We start from the raw sequence: 16,018 nt of genomic DNA, 5'->3' as shown, positions 1-16,018 counted from the left end.
GATGAGAATAACAGACTTGATGATCCAGGAAACGATGATCATGGACCTGCAAGCCACAACCAAAGATGAGGCTATTGATGAACTAATTGCAAGCCTGAACCGAAGCGGACGAATTAATGATCCTGTTCTGTTCAAGGAAATGATCTATAAAAGAGAAGCTGAATCGAGCACGGGGATCGGTGGCGGAATTGCAATGCCACATGCCAAAACAACAGCGGTGAACGAACCAACAGTTGTATTTGCCAAGAGTAGAAAAGGGCTTGATTTTGAAGCGTTGGATGATCAGCCAGCTCATGTGTTCTTCATGATTGCGGCTCCAGAAGGCGCAGGTAATACTCATCTGCGTACGCTTGCAGCTCTTTCCAGGTTGTTGATTGATAGCGATTTCATCTCACAATTGATGAGTACAGATACACCAGCCGAAGTTAGTGCATTGTTTGATGCCAAACAGGCTGAAGCAGCTGAGAAGGAAGCAGCCAAAGAAAAAGCAAAAGCTGAAAAAGCAGCAAATGCCGCATCCACTTCTACTACTGATCAGCAACAGAATACTTCTGGTGTGATTGTAGGTAACGCCAATTCGGAAGATTTTGTTGTTGCGGTTACTGCTTGTCCAACCGGTATAGCTCATACGTTTATGGCTGAAGATGCACTTAAAAAGAAAGCTCAGGAAATGGGCATTAATATTCGCGTAGAGACAAACGGCTCTGAAGGAGCGCAGAATGTTCTCACTGCTGATGAGATCGCTCGTGCTAAAGGGGTTATCGTTGCCGCAGACAAAAATGTGGAGATGGCACGTTTCGATGGCAAACCGGTATTACAAAGACCGGTGAGTGATGGAATCCGTAAATCCGAAGAGCTGATTCGCAAGGCCGTTAACGGTGATGCACCGATCTATCGCAGCCAAGGCGGAAATGCGAAGGAAGAGGGCGCAAGCACTGGCAAGATTAGTGTAGGTAGCAAAATCTATAAAGATCTGATGAACGGTATCTCGCATATGCTGCCATTTGTTGTAGGTGGCGGTATCCTCCTCGCTATTTCGTTCCTTATTGAACAGCTTGCGGGTGAGGATAATCCCCTCTTCCAGCTGCTTCAAACGATCGGTGGCGGAACAGGTGCGTTCCACTTCCTGATTCCGGTACTTGCCGGATTTATCGCGATGAGCATTGGTGATCGCCCAGCCTTGATGCCTGGTATGGTCGGTGGATTGATGGCGGTTAACTCAAACGCCGGTTTCCTTGGTGGTTTGGCTGCCGGTTTCCTGGCGGGTTATGTAGTTATTGGTCTCCGTAAGTTGTTCAAAGGATTGCCAAAAGCGATTGATGGCTTGAAACCAATCTTGCTGTATCCGGTATTTGGTTTGCTGATCGTAGGTGCCATCAGTTTCTATGTCTTTGATCCAATCTTTGGTTCCCTGAACACATGGCTTGTAGATGCACTGGGTAATCTGGGTACAGGTAATGCGGTATTGTTGGGCTTGCTACTTGGCGGTATGATGTCCATCGATATGGGTGGACCGTTCAACAAAGCAGCTTACACGTTCGCCATTGGTGTATTCACATCCAGTGGTAACACAGACGGTGCATGGATGGCAGCGGTAATGGCAGGCGGTATGGTGCCTCCTCTGGCGATTGCACTTGCAACAACATTCTTCAAATCCAAATTTACAGAGCAAGAACGTAAATCAGGCCTGACTAACTATGTACTTGGATTCTCTTTCATTACAGAAGGTGCAATTCCATTTGCTGCGGCTGATCCATTACGTGTATTGACTTCTTGTATTCTGGGTTCCGCTGTTGCTGGCGGATTGACACAACTGTGGAGCATTAATGTACCAGCTCCGCACGGCGGGATCTTTGTTGCAGCACTGGCGAACCACGCATTATTGTTCCTGCTGGCTGTTGCGATTGGTTCTGTGATCTCCGGTCTGATTCTGGGACTGTGGAAGAAGTCGCCAACGCTTGTGAAGTAATAAATATAAGAAACATCTCCTGGGTGAAATTCACTTGGGGGATGTTTTTTATTTCAGCTTTTTTGTTAGGTAGTGGAAAGTTGCCTCCGGATTTGTGTAAAATGCTTATTTCAGCTTTTACATTCATCTATGGTAAAATAAATATAATTATATTTTGAAACTATGTTTCGTCTAATGAAACTTGTGCAGGAGGAATTGGAATGTCTGATGTAATCAAAAGTCAGGTGCAGAAGCAGTTTGCGAAAAATGCAGGTAAATATGTGACGAGTTCGGGGCATGCCAAAGGTGAGGATCTCACGTTGCTCGTGGCTTCATCTCAAGCCACTCCGGATATGAACGTGCTGGATATCGCCACTGGAGGAGGGCATGTCGCTAATGCATTGGCTCCACTTGTTCAGCGGGTGACAGCCCTCGATCTAACGGAAGAAATGCTTCAGGTAGCTGAAGCATTTATCCATGGCAATGGACACCGTAATGTAGATTTTGTAGCCGGGGATGCAGAGAAGCTTCCATTCGATGATGATATCTATGACCTTGTGACCTGCCGAATCGCTGCTCACCATTTTCCGGACGTTTCTTCGTTTGTTCATGAGGCATTACGAGTCATGAAGCCTGGTGGAAGGTTATTATTCATTGACAACGTGGCACCTGAACGTGATGAGAATGACCAGTTTTACAATGAAGTGGAGAAGTGCCGGGATGCAAGCCATGTTCGAGCATGGCGCAAGACGGAATGGATTCATATGCTGGAGTATGCGGGCTTCCGAATGGAAACGATGGTTTCCTTCCAGAAGCGCTTTAAGTTTGAAGAGTGGTGTAACCGTGCGGCACTGCCGGAACGGGAGAGAAGGGAACTTGAAGCAAGTATGTTGAGTGCACCGTCCATCATCAGAAAATTTTTCAATTTTGAAGTGACAACGAACGGGAAGCTCGACAGCTTCCAAGGAGAAAGTGTGTATATCCAAGCGATTAAACCGACTCATGTCTGATTAGGTAAAGACCATTTAGCTGGCTGAGCAGTTTATACAACGGTAACAGGATGAATGTTGATAAAATAAAACAAGCAGAGTACCTTGAACAGGTAGTTCTGCTTGTTTTATTCTGCATATTTATAGTCAAAGTGACGGTTCAGGGTTTCAGTATAACTTTGGTACATTCGTCTTCATGATCGTTGAAAATGCGATACGCATCGCTTGCATTCTCCAGTGAAATTCGATGGGAGATGATCTCCGTTGGATCAAATTCACCAGCAGTGATTTTGCGGAACAATTCAGGCATGTAATGTATAACAGGAGCTTGTCCCATTTTAAGATTGATATTGCGTTCAAACAAATTACCTAACGGAAACATGTTGTAGGAAGAGCCATATACACCCGTAAGTTGGAGTGTGCCGAATTTGCGGATTGCTTTCATGCCGATTTCGATCGCACTCAGTGAACCGCCATGAAGTTTCAGCTTCTGTCCGATCTCCTCCAGCGTGGTTTTTTTACCATCCATACCTACACAGTCGATAACAACGTCGGTTCCGCCTTGTGTAATCTCACGAATGTGCTCACCCATATCATCGTAATCTTCGAAATTAAAGATCTCTGCATCGTTCAAACGTTTGGCTTTCTCCAGTCGATAAGGCAGGCGATCCACAGCAATAACGCGTTTGGCACCTTTCATCCAGGCGAACTTCTGCGTCATCAGCCCAATGGGTCCACTACCGAGTACAGTAACCGTATCTCCCGGTTTAACTCCGGCATTCTCCACGCTCCAATATGCGGTTGGAAGAACATCGGACAGGAATAATAAAGCCTCATCTTCCAGTTCACAGGATTCAGGAATCACAAACGGAGTGAAGTTCCCGTAGGGAACACGCAATAATTCTGCCTGACCTCCGGGGTGGTTTCCGTAACGTTCGGTGAATCCAAAATATCCACCTGTATGAATATCCGGATTGCCATTGGAATTATCGCACTGGCTCTCCATGTCATGATTGCAATAGAAGCATTCACCACAAGCGATGTTAAAAGGCAGGACCACACGGTCCCCCTTCTTCACACGTGTCACTTCTGGACCTACTTCTTCTACAATGCCCATCGGTTCATGACCGATAACGTAATCTTTGGCAGCAGGCAAGGCTCCCTGATAAATATGCAGATCCGATCCACATATAGCTGTAGAAGTAATACGAACGATAATGTCATCCTTCTGTTGCAGTTTGGGATCTTCAACCTCTTTGACTTGAATGTCCTTGATTCCCTGAAACGTAACGGCTCTCATCTTTCATATTCCTCCTTATATAGTGGGATTCTCTGACAATTACCCCATTTCAGCTTAAATGATAGATATACATACTAAATTAAACGACAGGCCATTTTACTTTACGCAAGGCATCGAGCAACTCAGGCGGCGCATTCAGATTGTCACGGACCAGATCCCGCGGGGTTAACGCCATCCACTGATTCAGCGATACATCCTCGAATCGATCACTTCGGAATATCTCCAAAAACCATAAAGTGTCTGTGCCGGTATTTTGTATATAGTGTCCCATTGCGACAGGAACATATCCGACATCTCCAGCCCGATAGTCAAATGTGCGAGCAATGCCATTGCCTCCAAAGACAGTCATTCTCCCTTGTCCTGTCAGATAGTATTGCCATTCATCTGCATTGGGATGCCAGTGCAGTTCACGCATGGCGCCAGGTCGGATCTCAACGAGTGCGGCTGCAACGGTAGTTGAGATGGGGAAGTTGGTGGAGTCGACAATCCGGACGCTTCCGCCGGGGGTAATGAGTGGTTCCTGGGCCAGCAATCGGTGTTTGAATGTGAGAGGAACGGTACCATATGGCGACTGAACTTCTTGGCTCTCGATGGAACCCGGGACGGTATCTTGGAAAATGTAGACCTGTTCCTTCGGCATTGACTGAAAAGCGGATTCGGGCACGCCGAAATTGACAGACAATACCTCTGGTGGGGTATGGGCAAACCAATCGGATATGGATAACGTATTCAGATCGGAGAAGGACCCGTCATCAAACACAAGCAGAAATTCACAACCATCCTCCAGTCCCTGAATGGAATGGGGTAGACCCTTGGGGAAAAACCAGAGATCGCCAGGCCCGACATCCGCAATAAAATTACGTCCGTTCTGATCTACCGAAGTGATTCTTGCCGTTCCCCAGATCATATAGGCCCACTCGGATTGCTGATGCCAGTGCAATTCCCTTACACCTCCCGGTGTCAGGCTCATGTTCACACCTGCCAGTGTAGTGGCAATAGGGAGATCCCGTACGGTGATTTCACGTGACCAACCCCCATGGTTCAATTGCATATGGGTATCGGAAAAAGACATTCTCAGATTGGGCAATAACCCGTTATCGGTTGCCGGAGGTACCAGCATATCGGGGTTTTGTATATCTCTCATGACGTCTCTGGGTCCCAGATCAGGTCCACCAGCGCCATCACTGCGAATGGGTTGCGGGATAATAAATGATTTTTCGTTAGGTTGCTGTCCTTTAGTCATTGAGTGATCCCTCCAGATTCAATAACATATCACACGCGACATTGTATCGTTATGTTTACACCTATGAATCAGGGCCTGGATAATATGAGGGACAAACGACAAAAAAAGACGTGACCGCATGCGGTCACGTCTTTATACGGATGTGAGAAAGTCGAACAATCCATGAATCCGGTTATCGAATCAAATGAAGGCAGAATTCCAGATCGGATTGCAGATGCTCTTTCATCAGTCGTTCGGCAGTCTGCCCGTCATGTGCCTTGATCGCTTCACAGATCTGATGATGCTCTTCAATGAGGAAGGGGCGCTGATAATACACAACCGTCTGACGGAATAGATAAATGACGGATTGCATTTTGTCGAAGAGATCAATCATCAATGCGTTATTACTCGCGCGCATGATGATTTCGTGAAACTCTTTATTGGCTTCCATAATCTCTTCTTTGCTTCCGGTATGTCCCACTTGAACGCAATGCTCAAGAGCCGCCACTTCCTGGGCGGATAAGAAGGCAGCTGCAGATTGAGCTGCATGTCCCTCCAGTAACTTCCGTAATTCAAACGTATTTCTTAGATCGGTCTCGGTTAGCTTGACGACCCGTTTGTTCACGACTAATCCTTCCTGTTCCAGCCGGCGGATGGATTCTCGGATCGGAGTCCGGCTGACATTCAGATCGGTCGCCAGCTTCTCTTCCACAAGTTTGGTTCCCGGAGAAAGGGTGCCTTGCAAAATCATGTCCCGCAGAACTTCATAGGCCTGCTGATAAGCTGGACGGGACTTGTCCGTACTTGGTTGCATTGTATTTCACCTCTCCCTTTACTTTAGCGAAAAAGAAGGCAATAAACAACAAGATTAAAAACCAAATTTTAATTTTCGGATACATAAATAATAAAATTGTATACAAAAATTATAATGTTGTGTACAATAACGAATGTGAACAGGAATGATAGCGATTACAAGAGTGAAAAGCGAAGAATTTAGGCTGGAGGGATTGCAAGATGAAGAAACGAATTGGATTTATTGGACTCGGTATTATGGGACGTCCTATGTCATTGAACCTGATCCGGGCGGGATATGATGTAAGCGTATACGATATTAATCAAACGGCTGTGATGTCATTGGCTGATGCAGGAGCGCGAGGCGCAGCATCTCCGAAAGAGGTGGCTGAGCATAGTGATGTCATCTTCACGATGCTGCCCAACTCAGAGCATGTCCGCACCGTTATAACGGGCGAACAAGGTGTGCTGGCAGGAGCCAATACGGGAAGTATCATTATCGACATGAGCTCAATCTCGCCGGTCGTTTCCAAAGAGCTGGCTCAGCTTGTATCCAAATCAGGCTTGCATATGTTGGATGCGCCCGTAAGTGGTGGGGAACCCAAAGCTATAGATGGTACACTCGCCATCATGGTGGGTGGCAATGAAATGATTTTCGAATCTGTGAAAGAGGTTCTGCAAGTGGTCGGACAGGATGTAACGCGAGTGGGGGATAATGGTTCAGGTGCAACAGCCAAGCTGGCGAATCAGATTATCGTGAACCTGAATATTGCCGCCATGTCCGAAGCGCTTGTATTTGCAGCCAAGGCTGGCATTGATGTAGAGAAGATGTATCAGGCAATCCGTAGTGGCCTTGCTGGAAGTGCGGTACTGGATGCAAAAGTACCACTCATTCTGGATCGTAACTTTGTCGCTGGAGGACGGATTGATATTAATCTCAAAGACATGACCAATGTGATGGAAACGGCGCATGATATCGGTGTTCCTTTACCGCTTAGCAGTCAGTTGCTGGAGATTTTCCATGCACTGAAGATTGATGGTAAAGCCGCAGATGACCATGGCGGAATCGTTCAGTATTTTGAGAAACTCGCAGGTGTAGAAGTGAATCGGGTCCAATAAAAATTCAAAAAAGAAAAAAGAATTTTAATAGATATAGATATGAGGTGGAGAGACATGACCTATCAGACGTTATCGGATATCCCCGCAGCTCTTCGGACGGAAAACTCTTCTGAAGGAGTGCGAGGACAGATTAAACAATTGCAGGATGCGAGGGCTCGCAAAATTATCGTGCTGGATGATGACCCAACCGGTGTACAGACGGTTCATGATATTGATGTGTTGACACAGTGGGACAAGCCACTGTTGCAGGAGGCGTTTCGATCCTCTGAATCGTTGTTCTATATTTTGACCAATACACGAGGGCTGGATGCAGATACAGCGGAACGTATTAATCGGGAGATTGCTCGCAATGTGCAGGAGGTTGCAGCAGAGGAAGGAACGAATTTCACCTTTGTGAGTCGTAGTGACTCCATGCTACGTGGTTATTATCCGCTGGAGACGGATGTGCTAGCCGAAGAAGTGGCGCGTGTCAGCGGACGTGCATATGACGGACAACTGATCATTCCGGCCTTTTTCGAGGCAGGACGGGTTACGATAGGCAACACGCATTATATGGTTGAAGGCGAACAGTTGATTTCAGTTCATGAGACGGAATTTGCCAAGGATAAAGTATTTGGGTATGAGCATGGAGATCTGCCATCGTGGGTAGAGGAGAAGACTTCAGGCCGTATTAAGGCTAGTCGCTGCCTCACCATTTCACTGGAGGAAATCCGTCAAGGAGTCGATATAGTCAAAGCGATTTTGCTAAAAGCCGAAAGCAATGTACCGATTATCGTGAATGCGCTCTCTTATGCAGACATGGATGTACTTTCTCTGGCTTTGCTTCAAGCAGAGGATGAGGGGAAAGCTTTTATTTTTCGGACGGCGGCCTCCTTTGTCAAATCGTATGCAGGCATCTCGGATCAGGCATTTCTGCCGAAAGAGCAGCTGATCGCAAGCGGACAGGAACAACATGGCGGAATCGTTGTTGTTGGTTCCTATGTGCAGAAGACGACTCGTCAACTGGAACAACTGCTTACGTTTCCGGGCATCATCAGTCTGGAGATCGATGTGGAGCGTGTATTAACGCCGGATGGATATACGGAAGAAATTCGACGTGTGATTGGTGAAGCGAACAGACAGCTTGCGGAGGGCAACAATGTTGTTGTATACAGCAGCCGTAAGCTCATCACCGTAGAAGGACATGAGGGCAATTTCAAGATCAGTCAGACGGTATCATCCGCGTTGGTCGAGATTGTGCAATCTCTTGAAGTCGTACCGAAGTTCATTATTGCCAAAGGTGGCATTACATCCAGTGATGTGGCAACAAAAGGTCTGGGCATACGCAAAGCAAGGGTGCTCGGTCAAGTGGCTGCGGGCATTCCGGTATGGTTGACAGGGGAAGAAGCCAAATTCAGTGGTATCCCATATATCGTGTTTCCAGGGAATGTTGGCGGGGAACGTGCGCTACTGGAGACGGTAGAGAAGATCGAAGCTTAAGCTTAATACGAAGGTGCGCAGTGTTCAGGTCGTTTGGGCCAGTGTAATTCTGCGTGCTGACACAACATAACAACTTGGGGGAGGCTATTCGGATGTATTCCGTATTCGGTCTTAGTCATGATGCAAGTCTGCTGCTCTACGCACTGATATCCATTCTTGGATTGATTCTGTTAATTGCCAAATTTAAAATGAATCCATTTGTTGCCCTAATCGTGGGCGCTGTCTTTATGGGATTGATCTCGGGTATGCCGTTCACGGATATCGTGAAATCCTATCAGGAAGGTGTTGCAAGCGTTCTCGGATTCATCGCGATTGTTCTGGGACTTGGAACGATGCTCGGGAAACTCATGGCCGAGTCTGGTGGGGCCGAACGAATAGCCCAGACACTCGTTCGTGTCTTCGGTGAGAAGAACGTACACTGGGCGATGATGGTTGTTGCGCTGATCTGTGGTATTCCGGTATTTATCCAGGTTGGAATCGTGCTACTCTTCCCGCTGGTATTTGTTATTGCGAAGCATACAGGGACGTCGCTAATCAAAATCGGACTTTCACTTGTCGCGGGTCTTGCCGTGGTACACAGTCTGATTCCGCCTCATCCGGCGGCGATGCTCGCGGTAGGAATATTCAATGCCGATGTTGGTAAAACAATATTCCTGGCTCTGATTGTATCCCTTCCAGCCGCAGCAATTGCAGGTCCGCTCTATGGAACATGGATTTCCAAGCGGATCAAAGTCGAGACTTCAAGTGAGCTAATGGAACAGTTCACTGAGACCAAAGATCGGGAACTGCCTGGTTTCGGCATCACCCTCTTTACGATCTTGCTTCCGGTGATTCTGATGTTGCTCGCTACGATTGTGGATCTGATTTTACCAGAGACAAACGGATTCCGTCAGGTCGTTGATTTCATCGGTAGTCCGATTATTGCACTGCTGCTCGCTTTGCTCTTTTCCTTTTATTCTTTTGGATATGCACGTGGTTTCAGCAAACAGCAGATATTGAAATATACAAATGATTGCTTGGGCCCAGTTGCTTCCATTATCTTGCTGATCGGTGCAGGAGGCGGATTCAACCGTATCCTGACAGACAGCGGTGTAGGTGACGCGATAGCGGGTTTTGCCCAAAGTGCGCATCTGTCGCCACTCGTGCTGGCCTTTGTTATTGCCGGATTGATTCGTGCGGCGGTAGGTTCAGCTACGGTTGCTATGACAACAGCGGCGGGCATTGTGGCTCCAATCGCTATGACGATGCCGGGGGTAAGTCCGGAGTTGCTGGTGCTCGCAACGGGAGCAGGTTCAATTATTTTGTCCCATGTGAATGATTCGGGATTCTGGATTGTCAAAGAGTATTTGAATCTGTCTGTGCCGCAGACACTTAAGACATGGACGGTCATGGAGACCATTCTCGGATTTGCCGCCTTTGGCATGGTGTTATTGTTGAGTGTCTTTATCTAACAAGGAAAAAAACCATAAAGCCTATAACAAAAAAACACGCCGCTATGGCGTGTTTTTTTGTTATGTTTACTGCTTACGGGCCATCATGGTTAAGATGGGGTGATTGTAGTCTTTCCAGACTGCGTTGTACGAAAACGCTGTTCATAAATCTCGTTTACCCGGTTCAAAACAGCAGGGCCTTGCTCTGTGAAACGAAGCACTGTCGCTTTATTTTTAACCAGGAACGCACCGGATTCGAGTCCGGTTGGGGATAAGGCCGCATTGTAGAGCAACGAAGCGCCATGGCTTGGATGAGGAAAGAACCATTTCATGATAGGTTTGATATAGAAGGGCAGGCCGGATGTTTTGTTGCCCCTTAGCGTGTTATTTCCACCGGGATCTACGCTTAGTAATTGTATGCCATACGCACTGGCAGACTTGGCAGCCTCGCGTGTCCATAGGGATAAGCCGAGCTTCGAGGTGGCATAAGGACCAAACAGCTTTTTGAATTCGGCTGGACGTTCCAGGATGTTCAGATCAAATTGTCTGACCATATTGAACGAGGTGGTGGAAGTATTAATAACTGTTTTCATCTGTCCTTTGAGTAATAGCTCAACTAATTCCATGTAGATGATGTAAGGGACTACCGTCTGAAGTTCAAAGTGCAGTTCATGCCCCTGATCAGAGAAACGAAGTTCGGCAGCGCTGCCCCCCGCATTGTTAAACAAAACATCGATCGAATCGGTATCGGATTTAATCTGATCTAGTGCAGTTCTCAGATTGTCATAGTTGGTCAGGTTAGCCTGAACCCAACGGAGCTGGCCTGAACGTAAGGCGTTCTGAATATCGGTATCCTCGGATGGGAAAGCAGAACGGTTGAGACCGATTACCTGCCATCTCTCAGCGAGTAACCTGCGTGTCAGTTCAAGACCAATTCCTGACGTTGAACCTGTGATGAGAGCGGTGCGAAGCTGATTTTGTATATTCATATATACCTCCAGATAGAATGGGATTACAGAACGAATCTGTATGCTGCGCTCATTCTATAACTTGGAGTCGACTCCAAGTCAAGGGGTGTTGGGGTGGAACGGATCATGCTTGACTTGGAGTCAGCTCCAAGTTGTAATATGGAGAGAAATGAATGTGGAGGAGGCCCATATGATGAGTGAGAATGAAGTGTTCTCCATTAAAGAAACGTCAGAACAGGCCGGATTATCAGAAGATACAATTCGTTATTATGAGAAGATTGGGCTGCTTCCCCGAGCGGAACGCAAAGCCAATCGCCATCGGGTATATCGCTCGGAGGATATCCATACGATGAAGTTGATCACTTGCCTGAAAAAAACAGGAATGTCTCTGGAGGAAATGAAGCCTTATTTACAAATGTCCATGGATTCCGATCTCGCCGATTTCCCGGATGAACGGGAGATGCTGGTGAATCACCGGAAGAAAGTTGAAGCACAGATTGCTTCGCTACAGCAGGTGGTTGATTTTATCGACGAGAAGTTGGAGAAACGAAGTATGTATCCTGATGAATGTCCTATTACCGGGGAGAACCAGATATCTGTTTTTGAAAAACAGAACCTATTCTCTTGATGGCGCTGCTGCCTATTTGAATCTGAAAACCCACGTCATGATGACGCGGGTCTTTTTGTTGTTTCTAGTTTTTAATATCGAGTGTATGACGAAGTCGTTTGATATCGCTTTTGGGAGGGAGACCATACATGCGTGCATACTCCCGGCTGAATTGAGACGGACTTTCATAGCCAACCTGGAACGCAGCGTTGGCGGCATCGGTTGAACCTGCAAGCAACATTCGCCGGGCTTCATGCAATCGAATTTGTTTCTGGAATTGCAAAGGGCTCATGGCGGTAATCGCTTTGAAATGATGATGTAATGAGGAAGAACTCATGTTGATCGTGGCAGCAAGTTGCTCAATCCGAAGTGGCTTAGCGTAATCAGATTGGATGACTTCGATCACCTCGGCGATGTGCTGTGCATGACTGTCCTGAATAGCAAACTGCTTGATGGAGTGTCCGTGTTCATCCTGGATAATACGATATAGAATTTCGCGGATAAACATAGGGGCAAGGACAGGAATGTCTTCAGGTGTATCCAGCAGCCGAACCAATCGGATCACGGTTTCAAGAAGGGAAGGTTTGGTTGAGCTAACAAACAATCCTCTTTGTGTTGAATGGTCAGGTTTGGGTTGAGCAGAAGGGGTATCGTGAATCAGATCGAAAATCTGCCCTGAATCAAAATCCAGTCGAATACATAGATAGGGATGTTCGGTTGTAGCCTGTACAACCTGTCCTGAAATAGGCAAGTTTACGGAAGCTACCAAATATTGTGACAGGTTGTAGGTGTAGCTCTCTCGGCCGAGTATAACTAATTTGGAACCTTAGGCGACAATGCAGAGGGAAGGCTGATAAACGGAATATATGGGTTGTGAGATCTCGGAGGCACGGATTAAGGCAAGGGATGGAATTGCTGTTGGATGTATCCCGTCACTTGGGGTGAAATGCTCAATAAGCTGAGCCAATTGTTGCTGCTGCTCCGTGATGCTCGTATCCGTTTCATTTGTTTTGATAAGCATGAATTGCAGTCCCCCTTGTAAAGCACGATTACTATTATTTTAAAATGCTCTGGAGGAATAGGCAAGAATACTGCGGGATTTTTCTATCGTACAACGACTGATCCTCTACATAATGGAGATAAGCAACGGAATCTTTTGAAGCAGAGAGGAGTGAGAAACAATGGAGCGCAATTCAATGGGCGACCAACAAGAATCAAAACACCCGTATGTGGGGATGTGGGTCACGAAGGATGGATATATCAGACATGAACTTCTTCCTTGCGGTAGATATGATGAAGCGAGAGGAGATCGGCAAAGTGCATATCAGGGTCGCTATGTTGTTCATGGGAAACATATAGAGTACGTGGATGATACGGGATTTACAGCGGATGGAGACTTCAGGGACGGCGTTTTGTACCATGCAGGCATGGTTTTGTATAGAGAAAATGTACAATAACAACTAAATAAGGAGCGATTAAAATATGTCCAATGTAAAAGGGAAAGTGGTTGTCATTACCGGTGCGAGTAGTGGAATTGGCGAGTCAACAGCTCGATTGCTTGCACAGCATGGAGCACATGTAGTTATTGGAGCTAGACGTATGGAACGTTTGGAGGCATTGGCCTCCTCCATTCGTTTGGAGGGAGGATCGGTGGAGTATCATTCGCTGGATGTTACCAGATTGGAAGAGATGCAAACCATCGTTGACCTCGCTCAAACTCGCTATGGACGTATCGATGTTATTTTAAATAACGCTGGAGTTATGCCGCTATCTCCCCTTGAATCGTTAAAAGTAGATGAGTGGAATCGCATGATAGATGTTAACATTCGTGGGGTTCTGCATGGCATTGTAGCTGGACTACCCGTCATGAAAAAGCAGGGTTTCGGCCAGTTTATTAATATCGCCTCTATTGGAGCCTATGCCGTGTCACCAACGGCAGCGGTGTATTGTGCAACCAAATATGCGGTCCGCGCCATCTCGGAGGGGTTGCGACAGGAAGTAGGCGGAGATATCCGTGTAACCCTTGTATCACCGGGCGTGACGGAATCGGAACTCGCGGATACGATTTCTGATGAAGAAGCACGTGATCTCATGAAAGAGTATCGGCGCATATCGATTCCTGCCTCGGCGATTGCGCAAAGTATCTTGTATGCCATTAGCCAGCCGGCAGAGGTGGACGTAAATGAGATTGTAGTGAGACCGACAGCAAGCATGGCTTAAGTTCGGATCCTCTTTTGGTATATAATAGATTCAATTGATACGAAAAGAGGAATAGTGCAGTGACATTACAACAACTAAAATATGTGATCGAAGTGGCCACGCGCGGTTCCATGAATGAAGCAGCCAAAAGGTTGTTTATCTCGCAACCCAGCCTTTCGAATGCCATTCGGGATCTGGAGCAGGAGTTGCGAATTACTATTTTTGAACGTACCAATAAGGGAATATCTCTGTCTAAAGAAGGCGTTGAGTTTCTGAGTTATGCACGTCAGGTGGTAGAACAAGCTGAATTGCTGGAGAATCGTTATCTGAACGCCAAGCCATCCCCGCAGCACTTCTCCGTATCGACGCAGCATTATGCGTTTGCAGTGAATGCCTTTGTTCGTCTGGTACAGCAGTATGGTCAGGATGAATACGAGTTGGCGCTCCGGGAGACAAAGACCTACGAGATTATTCAGGACGTGAAAAGCCTGCGCAGTGAAATTGGCATCCTGTATTTGAATGAGTTCAATGCCAAGGTGATTAACAAATTGTTAAAAGATGCGGGATTGGTTTTCACGAGTTTGTTCACAGCCAAGCCCCATATCTTTATCAGTGTGAAGAACCCGCTGGCGAAGCAAGAGTCGGTTGCAATCGAGCAACTGCAGGATTATCCGTACTTGTCATTTGATCAGGGAGAGTACAATTCCTTTCACTTTTCCGAAGAGATCCTAAGTACGTTATCTCACCCCAAAAGCATACAGGTCAATGACCGCGCAACATTGTTTAACCTGTTGATTGGTCTGAATGGTTATACGATCTCTACCGGTGTACTTAGCGCTGATCTGAACGGAGACGAGATCATTCCTGTACCGCTGGAATGTGAGGAATCCATTAATGTAGGATGGATAAGCCACAAGAGCACTTCTCTCTCTAATCTGGGTGTAGCATATGTCCAGGCTCTGCATGAGGCCATAGGGTCTTAGAAGTGTTAAATGGTTCATCAAAAGGCCGTTTCCGTATGAATCGGAACGGTTTTTTTGTTGTACTATGATCTTTAAAGTATAGGGTGGTATGTTGTCATCACGTGTAATAGAATGAAGGTATATGTCGAATGTGTGCAAGAGATCGAAGGGAGAACGGTTAGTGAGAGTTCTGTATCGGAATAAAAGTGAACAGCATGAGCTGACGGTATATGATACCAAAAAGCTTTATGGAGAGAAGGGCCAGTTTCGTGTATTAGAATTCTCCAATGCAGCTGTGCAGGGAGCCATGGATCTGGATGAGCCTAACCGGATGGTGTTGGAGTATCCAAGAGCGATGGTGCATCTAATGGAACGGAATGATCCTGAGTTTGATACCGTATTTGTGGTGGGACATGGTATTGGCACATTGCCAACCTACTTGTCTGATCGTCAGGTAAAAGTGGCTGAGCTTGACGCGGAGGTCGTGGAGTTGAGCCAAACCTTTTTTGGTTATGAGGGAAGCCCTGTGCTCATTGGGGATGGTCGTGAATTATTGAGCCAGGAACCTGCTGCGTCATATGATTATATTATTATTGATGCCTTTACGGCAACGGGTACACCCGAGCAGTTTATATCCAGTGATTTTTTTGCGATGGTCAAGGACAAGCTGGACTCGGACGGAGCTGTCATCCTTAATGTGTTTGGGCGTGCGGGCAACGATCGGCTTGTCAATGCGATCTATACGACACTTCAGGCACAGTTTGCCTATACACGTGCATTCGCATTACCTACAGAAACAGCGGATGAAGTTCAGAATCGCATTTTAATGGGTAGTCATCACCCGATCGAATTTCAGGTTCGTCAGATGGCAGGGTTTGTGGAACAAGAGCCAGAAGAAGGATATATCATTGTCGATTAGGGCGATCCTGAACAGTGATTCTTCCAGGGAAAGTAAAATGTCATTAAATCGTCAATCTTACGATGTAATTGTTAAGATTTCTCA

The 16,018-nt window shown here is 46.6% G+C and carries 14 protein-coding genes and 1 pseudogene; 10 read left to right on the top strand and 5 right to left on the bottom strand.

Annotated elements, in window-relative coordinates; all coding sequences use genetic code 11:
• The first annotated feature begins 1 nt into the window (after position 1).
• Both MHI01_RS08695 and MHI01_RS08690 read left to right on the top strand, forming a co-directional pair.
• Positions 2 to 1,969, top strand: a complete 1,968-nt coding sequence (locus MHI01_RS08695; RefSeq protein WP_340982937.1) for a PTS fructose transporter subunit IIABC — start codon at positions 2 to 4, stop codon at positions 1,967 to 1,969.
• Positions 1,970 to 2,169: 200 nt separating this feature from the next.
• A complete protein-coding gene (locus tag MHI01_RS08690; RefSeq protein ID WP_340982936.1) occupies positions 2,170 to 2,958 on the top strand; it encodes a class I SAM-dependent methyltransferase in 789 nt (262 codons plus the stop codon).
• A gap of 139 nt (positions 2,959 to 3,097) precedes the next feature.
• Here the strand turns inward: MHI01_RS08690 and MHI01_RS08685 are convergent, their stop codons facing one another.
• The 3 genes from MHI01_RS08685 to MHI01_RS08675 all read right to left on the bottom strand — a co-directional run bounded on the left by MHI01_RS08685 (position 3,098) and on the right by MHI01_RS08675 (position 6,273).
• On the bottom strand, positions 3,098 to 4,237 hold the full coding sequence (locus MHI01_RS08685; protein ID WP_036609757.1) for a zinc-dependent alcohol dehydrogenase: 1,140 nt from the start codon (positions 4,235 to 4,237) through the stop codon (positions 3,098 to 3,100).
• A gap of 79 nt (positions 4,238 to 4,316) precedes the next feature.
• Positions 4,317 to 5,480, bottom strand: coding sequence for an oxalate decarboxylase family bicupin (locus tag MHI01_RS08680; protein WP_340982935.1), 1,164 nt, complete (start codon positions 5,478 to 5,480; stop codon positions 4,317 to 4,319).
• 172 nt (positions 5,481 to 5,652) lie between these two features.
• Positions 5,653 to 6,273: a GntR family transcriptional regulator gene (locus MHI01_RS08675; protein WP_036670058.1), complete on the bottom strand. Its 621-nt coding sequence runs from the start codon at positions 6,271 to 6,273 to the stop codon at positions 5,653 to 5,655.
• A gap of 200 nt (positions 6,274 to 6,473) precedes the next feature.
• Between MHI01_RS08675 and garR the strand changes: the two genes are divergently transcribed.
• From garR to MHI01_RS08660, 3 genes are all read left to right on the top strand, one after another.
• On the top strand, positions 6,474 to 7,370 hold the full coding sequence (garR, locus tag MHI01_RS08670) for a 2-hydroxy-3-oxopropionate reductase (RefSeq protein ID WP_076318389.1): 897 nt from the start codon (positions 6,474 to 6,476) through the stop codon (positions 7,368 to 7,370).
• A gap of 54 nt (positions 7,371 to 7,424) precedes the next feature.
• Entirely contained in the window at positions 7,425 to 8,849 is a 1,425-nt protein-coding gene (locus MHI01_RS08665) for a four-carbon acid sugar kinase family protein (RefSeq protein WP_339198712.1), read from the top strand.
• Between the two features lie 92 nt (positions 8,850 to 8,941).
• Positions 8,942 to 10,300 carry a GntP family permease gene (locus tag MHI01_RS08660; protein ID WP_036609749.1) on the top strand — a complete coding sequence of 453 codons (1,359 nt, stop codon included), beginning with the start codon at positions 8,942 to 8,944 and terminating at the stop codon, positions 10,298 to 10,300.
• A gap of 89 nt (positions 10,301 to 10,389) precedes the next feature.
• On the opposite strand, the gene MHI01_RS08655 is transcribed toward MHI01_RS08660, so the two are convergent.
• Positions 10,390 to 11,268, bottom strand: coding sequence for an SDR family NAD(P)-dependent oxidoreductase (locus tag MHI01_RS08655; RefSeq protein ID WP_339198715.1), 879 nt, complete (start codon positions 11,266 to 11,268; stop codon positions 10,390 to 10,392).
• Positions 11,269 to 11,440: 172 nt separating this feature from the next.
• Here MHI01_RS08655 and MHI01_RS08650 point away from each other — a divergent pair, with 172 nt between their 5' ends.
• On the top strand, positions 11,441 to 11,875 hold the full coding sequence (locus MHI01_RS08650) for a MerR family transcriptional regulator (RefSeq protein WP_235193815.1): 435 nt from the start codon (positions 11,441 to 11,443) through the stop codon (positions 11,873 to 11,875).
• Between the two features lie 64 nt (positions 11,876 to 11,939).
• Here the strand turns inward: MHI01_RS08650 and MHI01_RS08645 are convergent.
• Positions 11,940 to 12,875: pseudogene (locus MHI01_RS08645) on the bottom strand (AraC family transcriptional regulator).
• A 160-nt stretch (positions 12,876 to 13,035) separates the two neighbouring features.
• Here MHI01_RS08645 and MHI01_RS08640 point away from each other — a divergent pair.
• From MHI01_RS08640 to MHI01_RS08625, 4 genes are all read left to right on the top strand, one after another.
• A complete protein-coding gene (locus MHI01_RS08640) occupies positions 13,036 to 13,311 on the top strand; it encodes an Atu4866 domain-containing protein (RefSeq protein ID WP_200869416.1) in 276 nt (91 codons plus the stop codon).
• A gap of 25 nt (positions 13,312 to 13,336) precedes the next feature.
• Positions 13,337 to 14,074 carry an SDR family oxidoreductase gene (locus tag MHI01_RS08635; protein ID WP_036670070.1) on the top strand — a complete coding sequence of 246 codons (738 nt, stop codon included), beginning with the start codon at positions 13,337 to 13,339 and terminating at the stop codon, positions 14,072 to 14,074.
• Positions 14,075 to 14,133: 59 nt separating this feature from the next.
• The gene (locus tag MHI01_RS08630; RefSeq protein ID WP_017689438.1) at positions 14,134 to 15,036 is read left to right on the top strand and encodes a LysR family transcriptional regulator; all 903 of its coding nucleotides are present in this window, start codon (positions 14,134 to 14,136) and stop codon (positions 15,034 to 15,036) included.
• Between the two features lie 160 nt (positions 15,037 to 15,196).
• Complete coding sequence (locus MHI01_RS08625) at positions 15,197 to 15,934, top strand: spermidine synthase (protein ID WP_036609741.1); 738 nt, start codon at positions 15,197 to 15,199, stop codon at positions 15,932 to 15,934.
• The last annotated feature ends 84 nt before the right edge of the window (positions 15,935 to 16,018 follow it).

The sequence above is a fragment of the Paenibacillus sp. FSL M7-0656 genome, assembly GCF_038003225.1.
GTDB classification, from domain to species: domain Bacteria; phylum Bacillota; class Bacilli; order Paenibacillales; family Paenibacillaceae; genus Paenibacillus; species Paenibacillus amylolyticus.
This window is presented reverse-complemented; position numbering and strand designations above follow the sequence as displayed.

Coding starts and splice junctions, on each gene's coding strand:
- MHI01_RS08695 (WP_340982937.1), top strand. CDS start 2: ATGAGAATAACAGACTTGATGATCCAGGAAACGATGATCATGGACCTG.
- MHI01_RS08690 (WP_340982936.1), top strand. CDS start 2,170: ATGTCTGATGTAATCAAAAGTCAGGTGCAGAAGCAGTTTGCGAAAAAT.
- MHI01_RS08685 (WP_036609757.1), bottom strand. CDS start 4,237: ATGAGAGCCGTTACGTTTCAGGGAATCAAGGACATTCAAGTCAAAGAG.
- MHI01_RS08680 (WP_340982935.1), bottom strand. CDS start 5,480: ATGACTAAAGGACAGCAACCTAACGAAAAATCATTTATTATCCCGCAA.
- MHI01_RS08675 (WP_036670058.1), bottom strand. CDS start 6,273: ATGCAACCAAGTACGGACAAGTCCCGTCCAGCTTATCAGCAGGCCTAT.
- garR (WP_076318389.1), top strand. CDS start 6,474: ATGAAGAAACGAATTGGATTTATTGGACTCGGTATTATGGGACGTCCT.
- MHI01_RS08665 (WP_339198712.1), top strand. CDS start 7,425: ATGACCTATCAGACGTTATCGGATATCCCCGCAGCTCTTCGGACGGAA.
- MHI01_RS08660 (WP_036609749.1), top strand. CDS start 8,942: ATGTATTCCGTATTCGGTCTTAGTCATGATGCAAGTCTGCTGCTCTAC.
- MHI01_RS08655 (WP_339198715.1), bottom strand. CDS start 11,268: ATGAATATACAAAATCAGCTTCGCACCGCTCTCATCACAGGTTCAACG.
- MHI01_RS08650 (WP_235193815.1), top strand. CDS start 11,441: ATGAGTGAGAATGAAGTGTTCTCCATTAAAGAAACGTCAGAACAGGCC.
- MHI01_RS08640 (WP_200869416.1), top strand. CDS start 13,036: ATGGAGCGCAATTCAATGGGCGACCAACAAGAATCAAAACACCCGTAT.
- MHI01_RS08635 (WP_036670070.1), top strand. CDS start 13,337: ATGTCCAATGTAAAAGGGAAAGTGGTTGTCATTACCGGTGCGAGTAGT.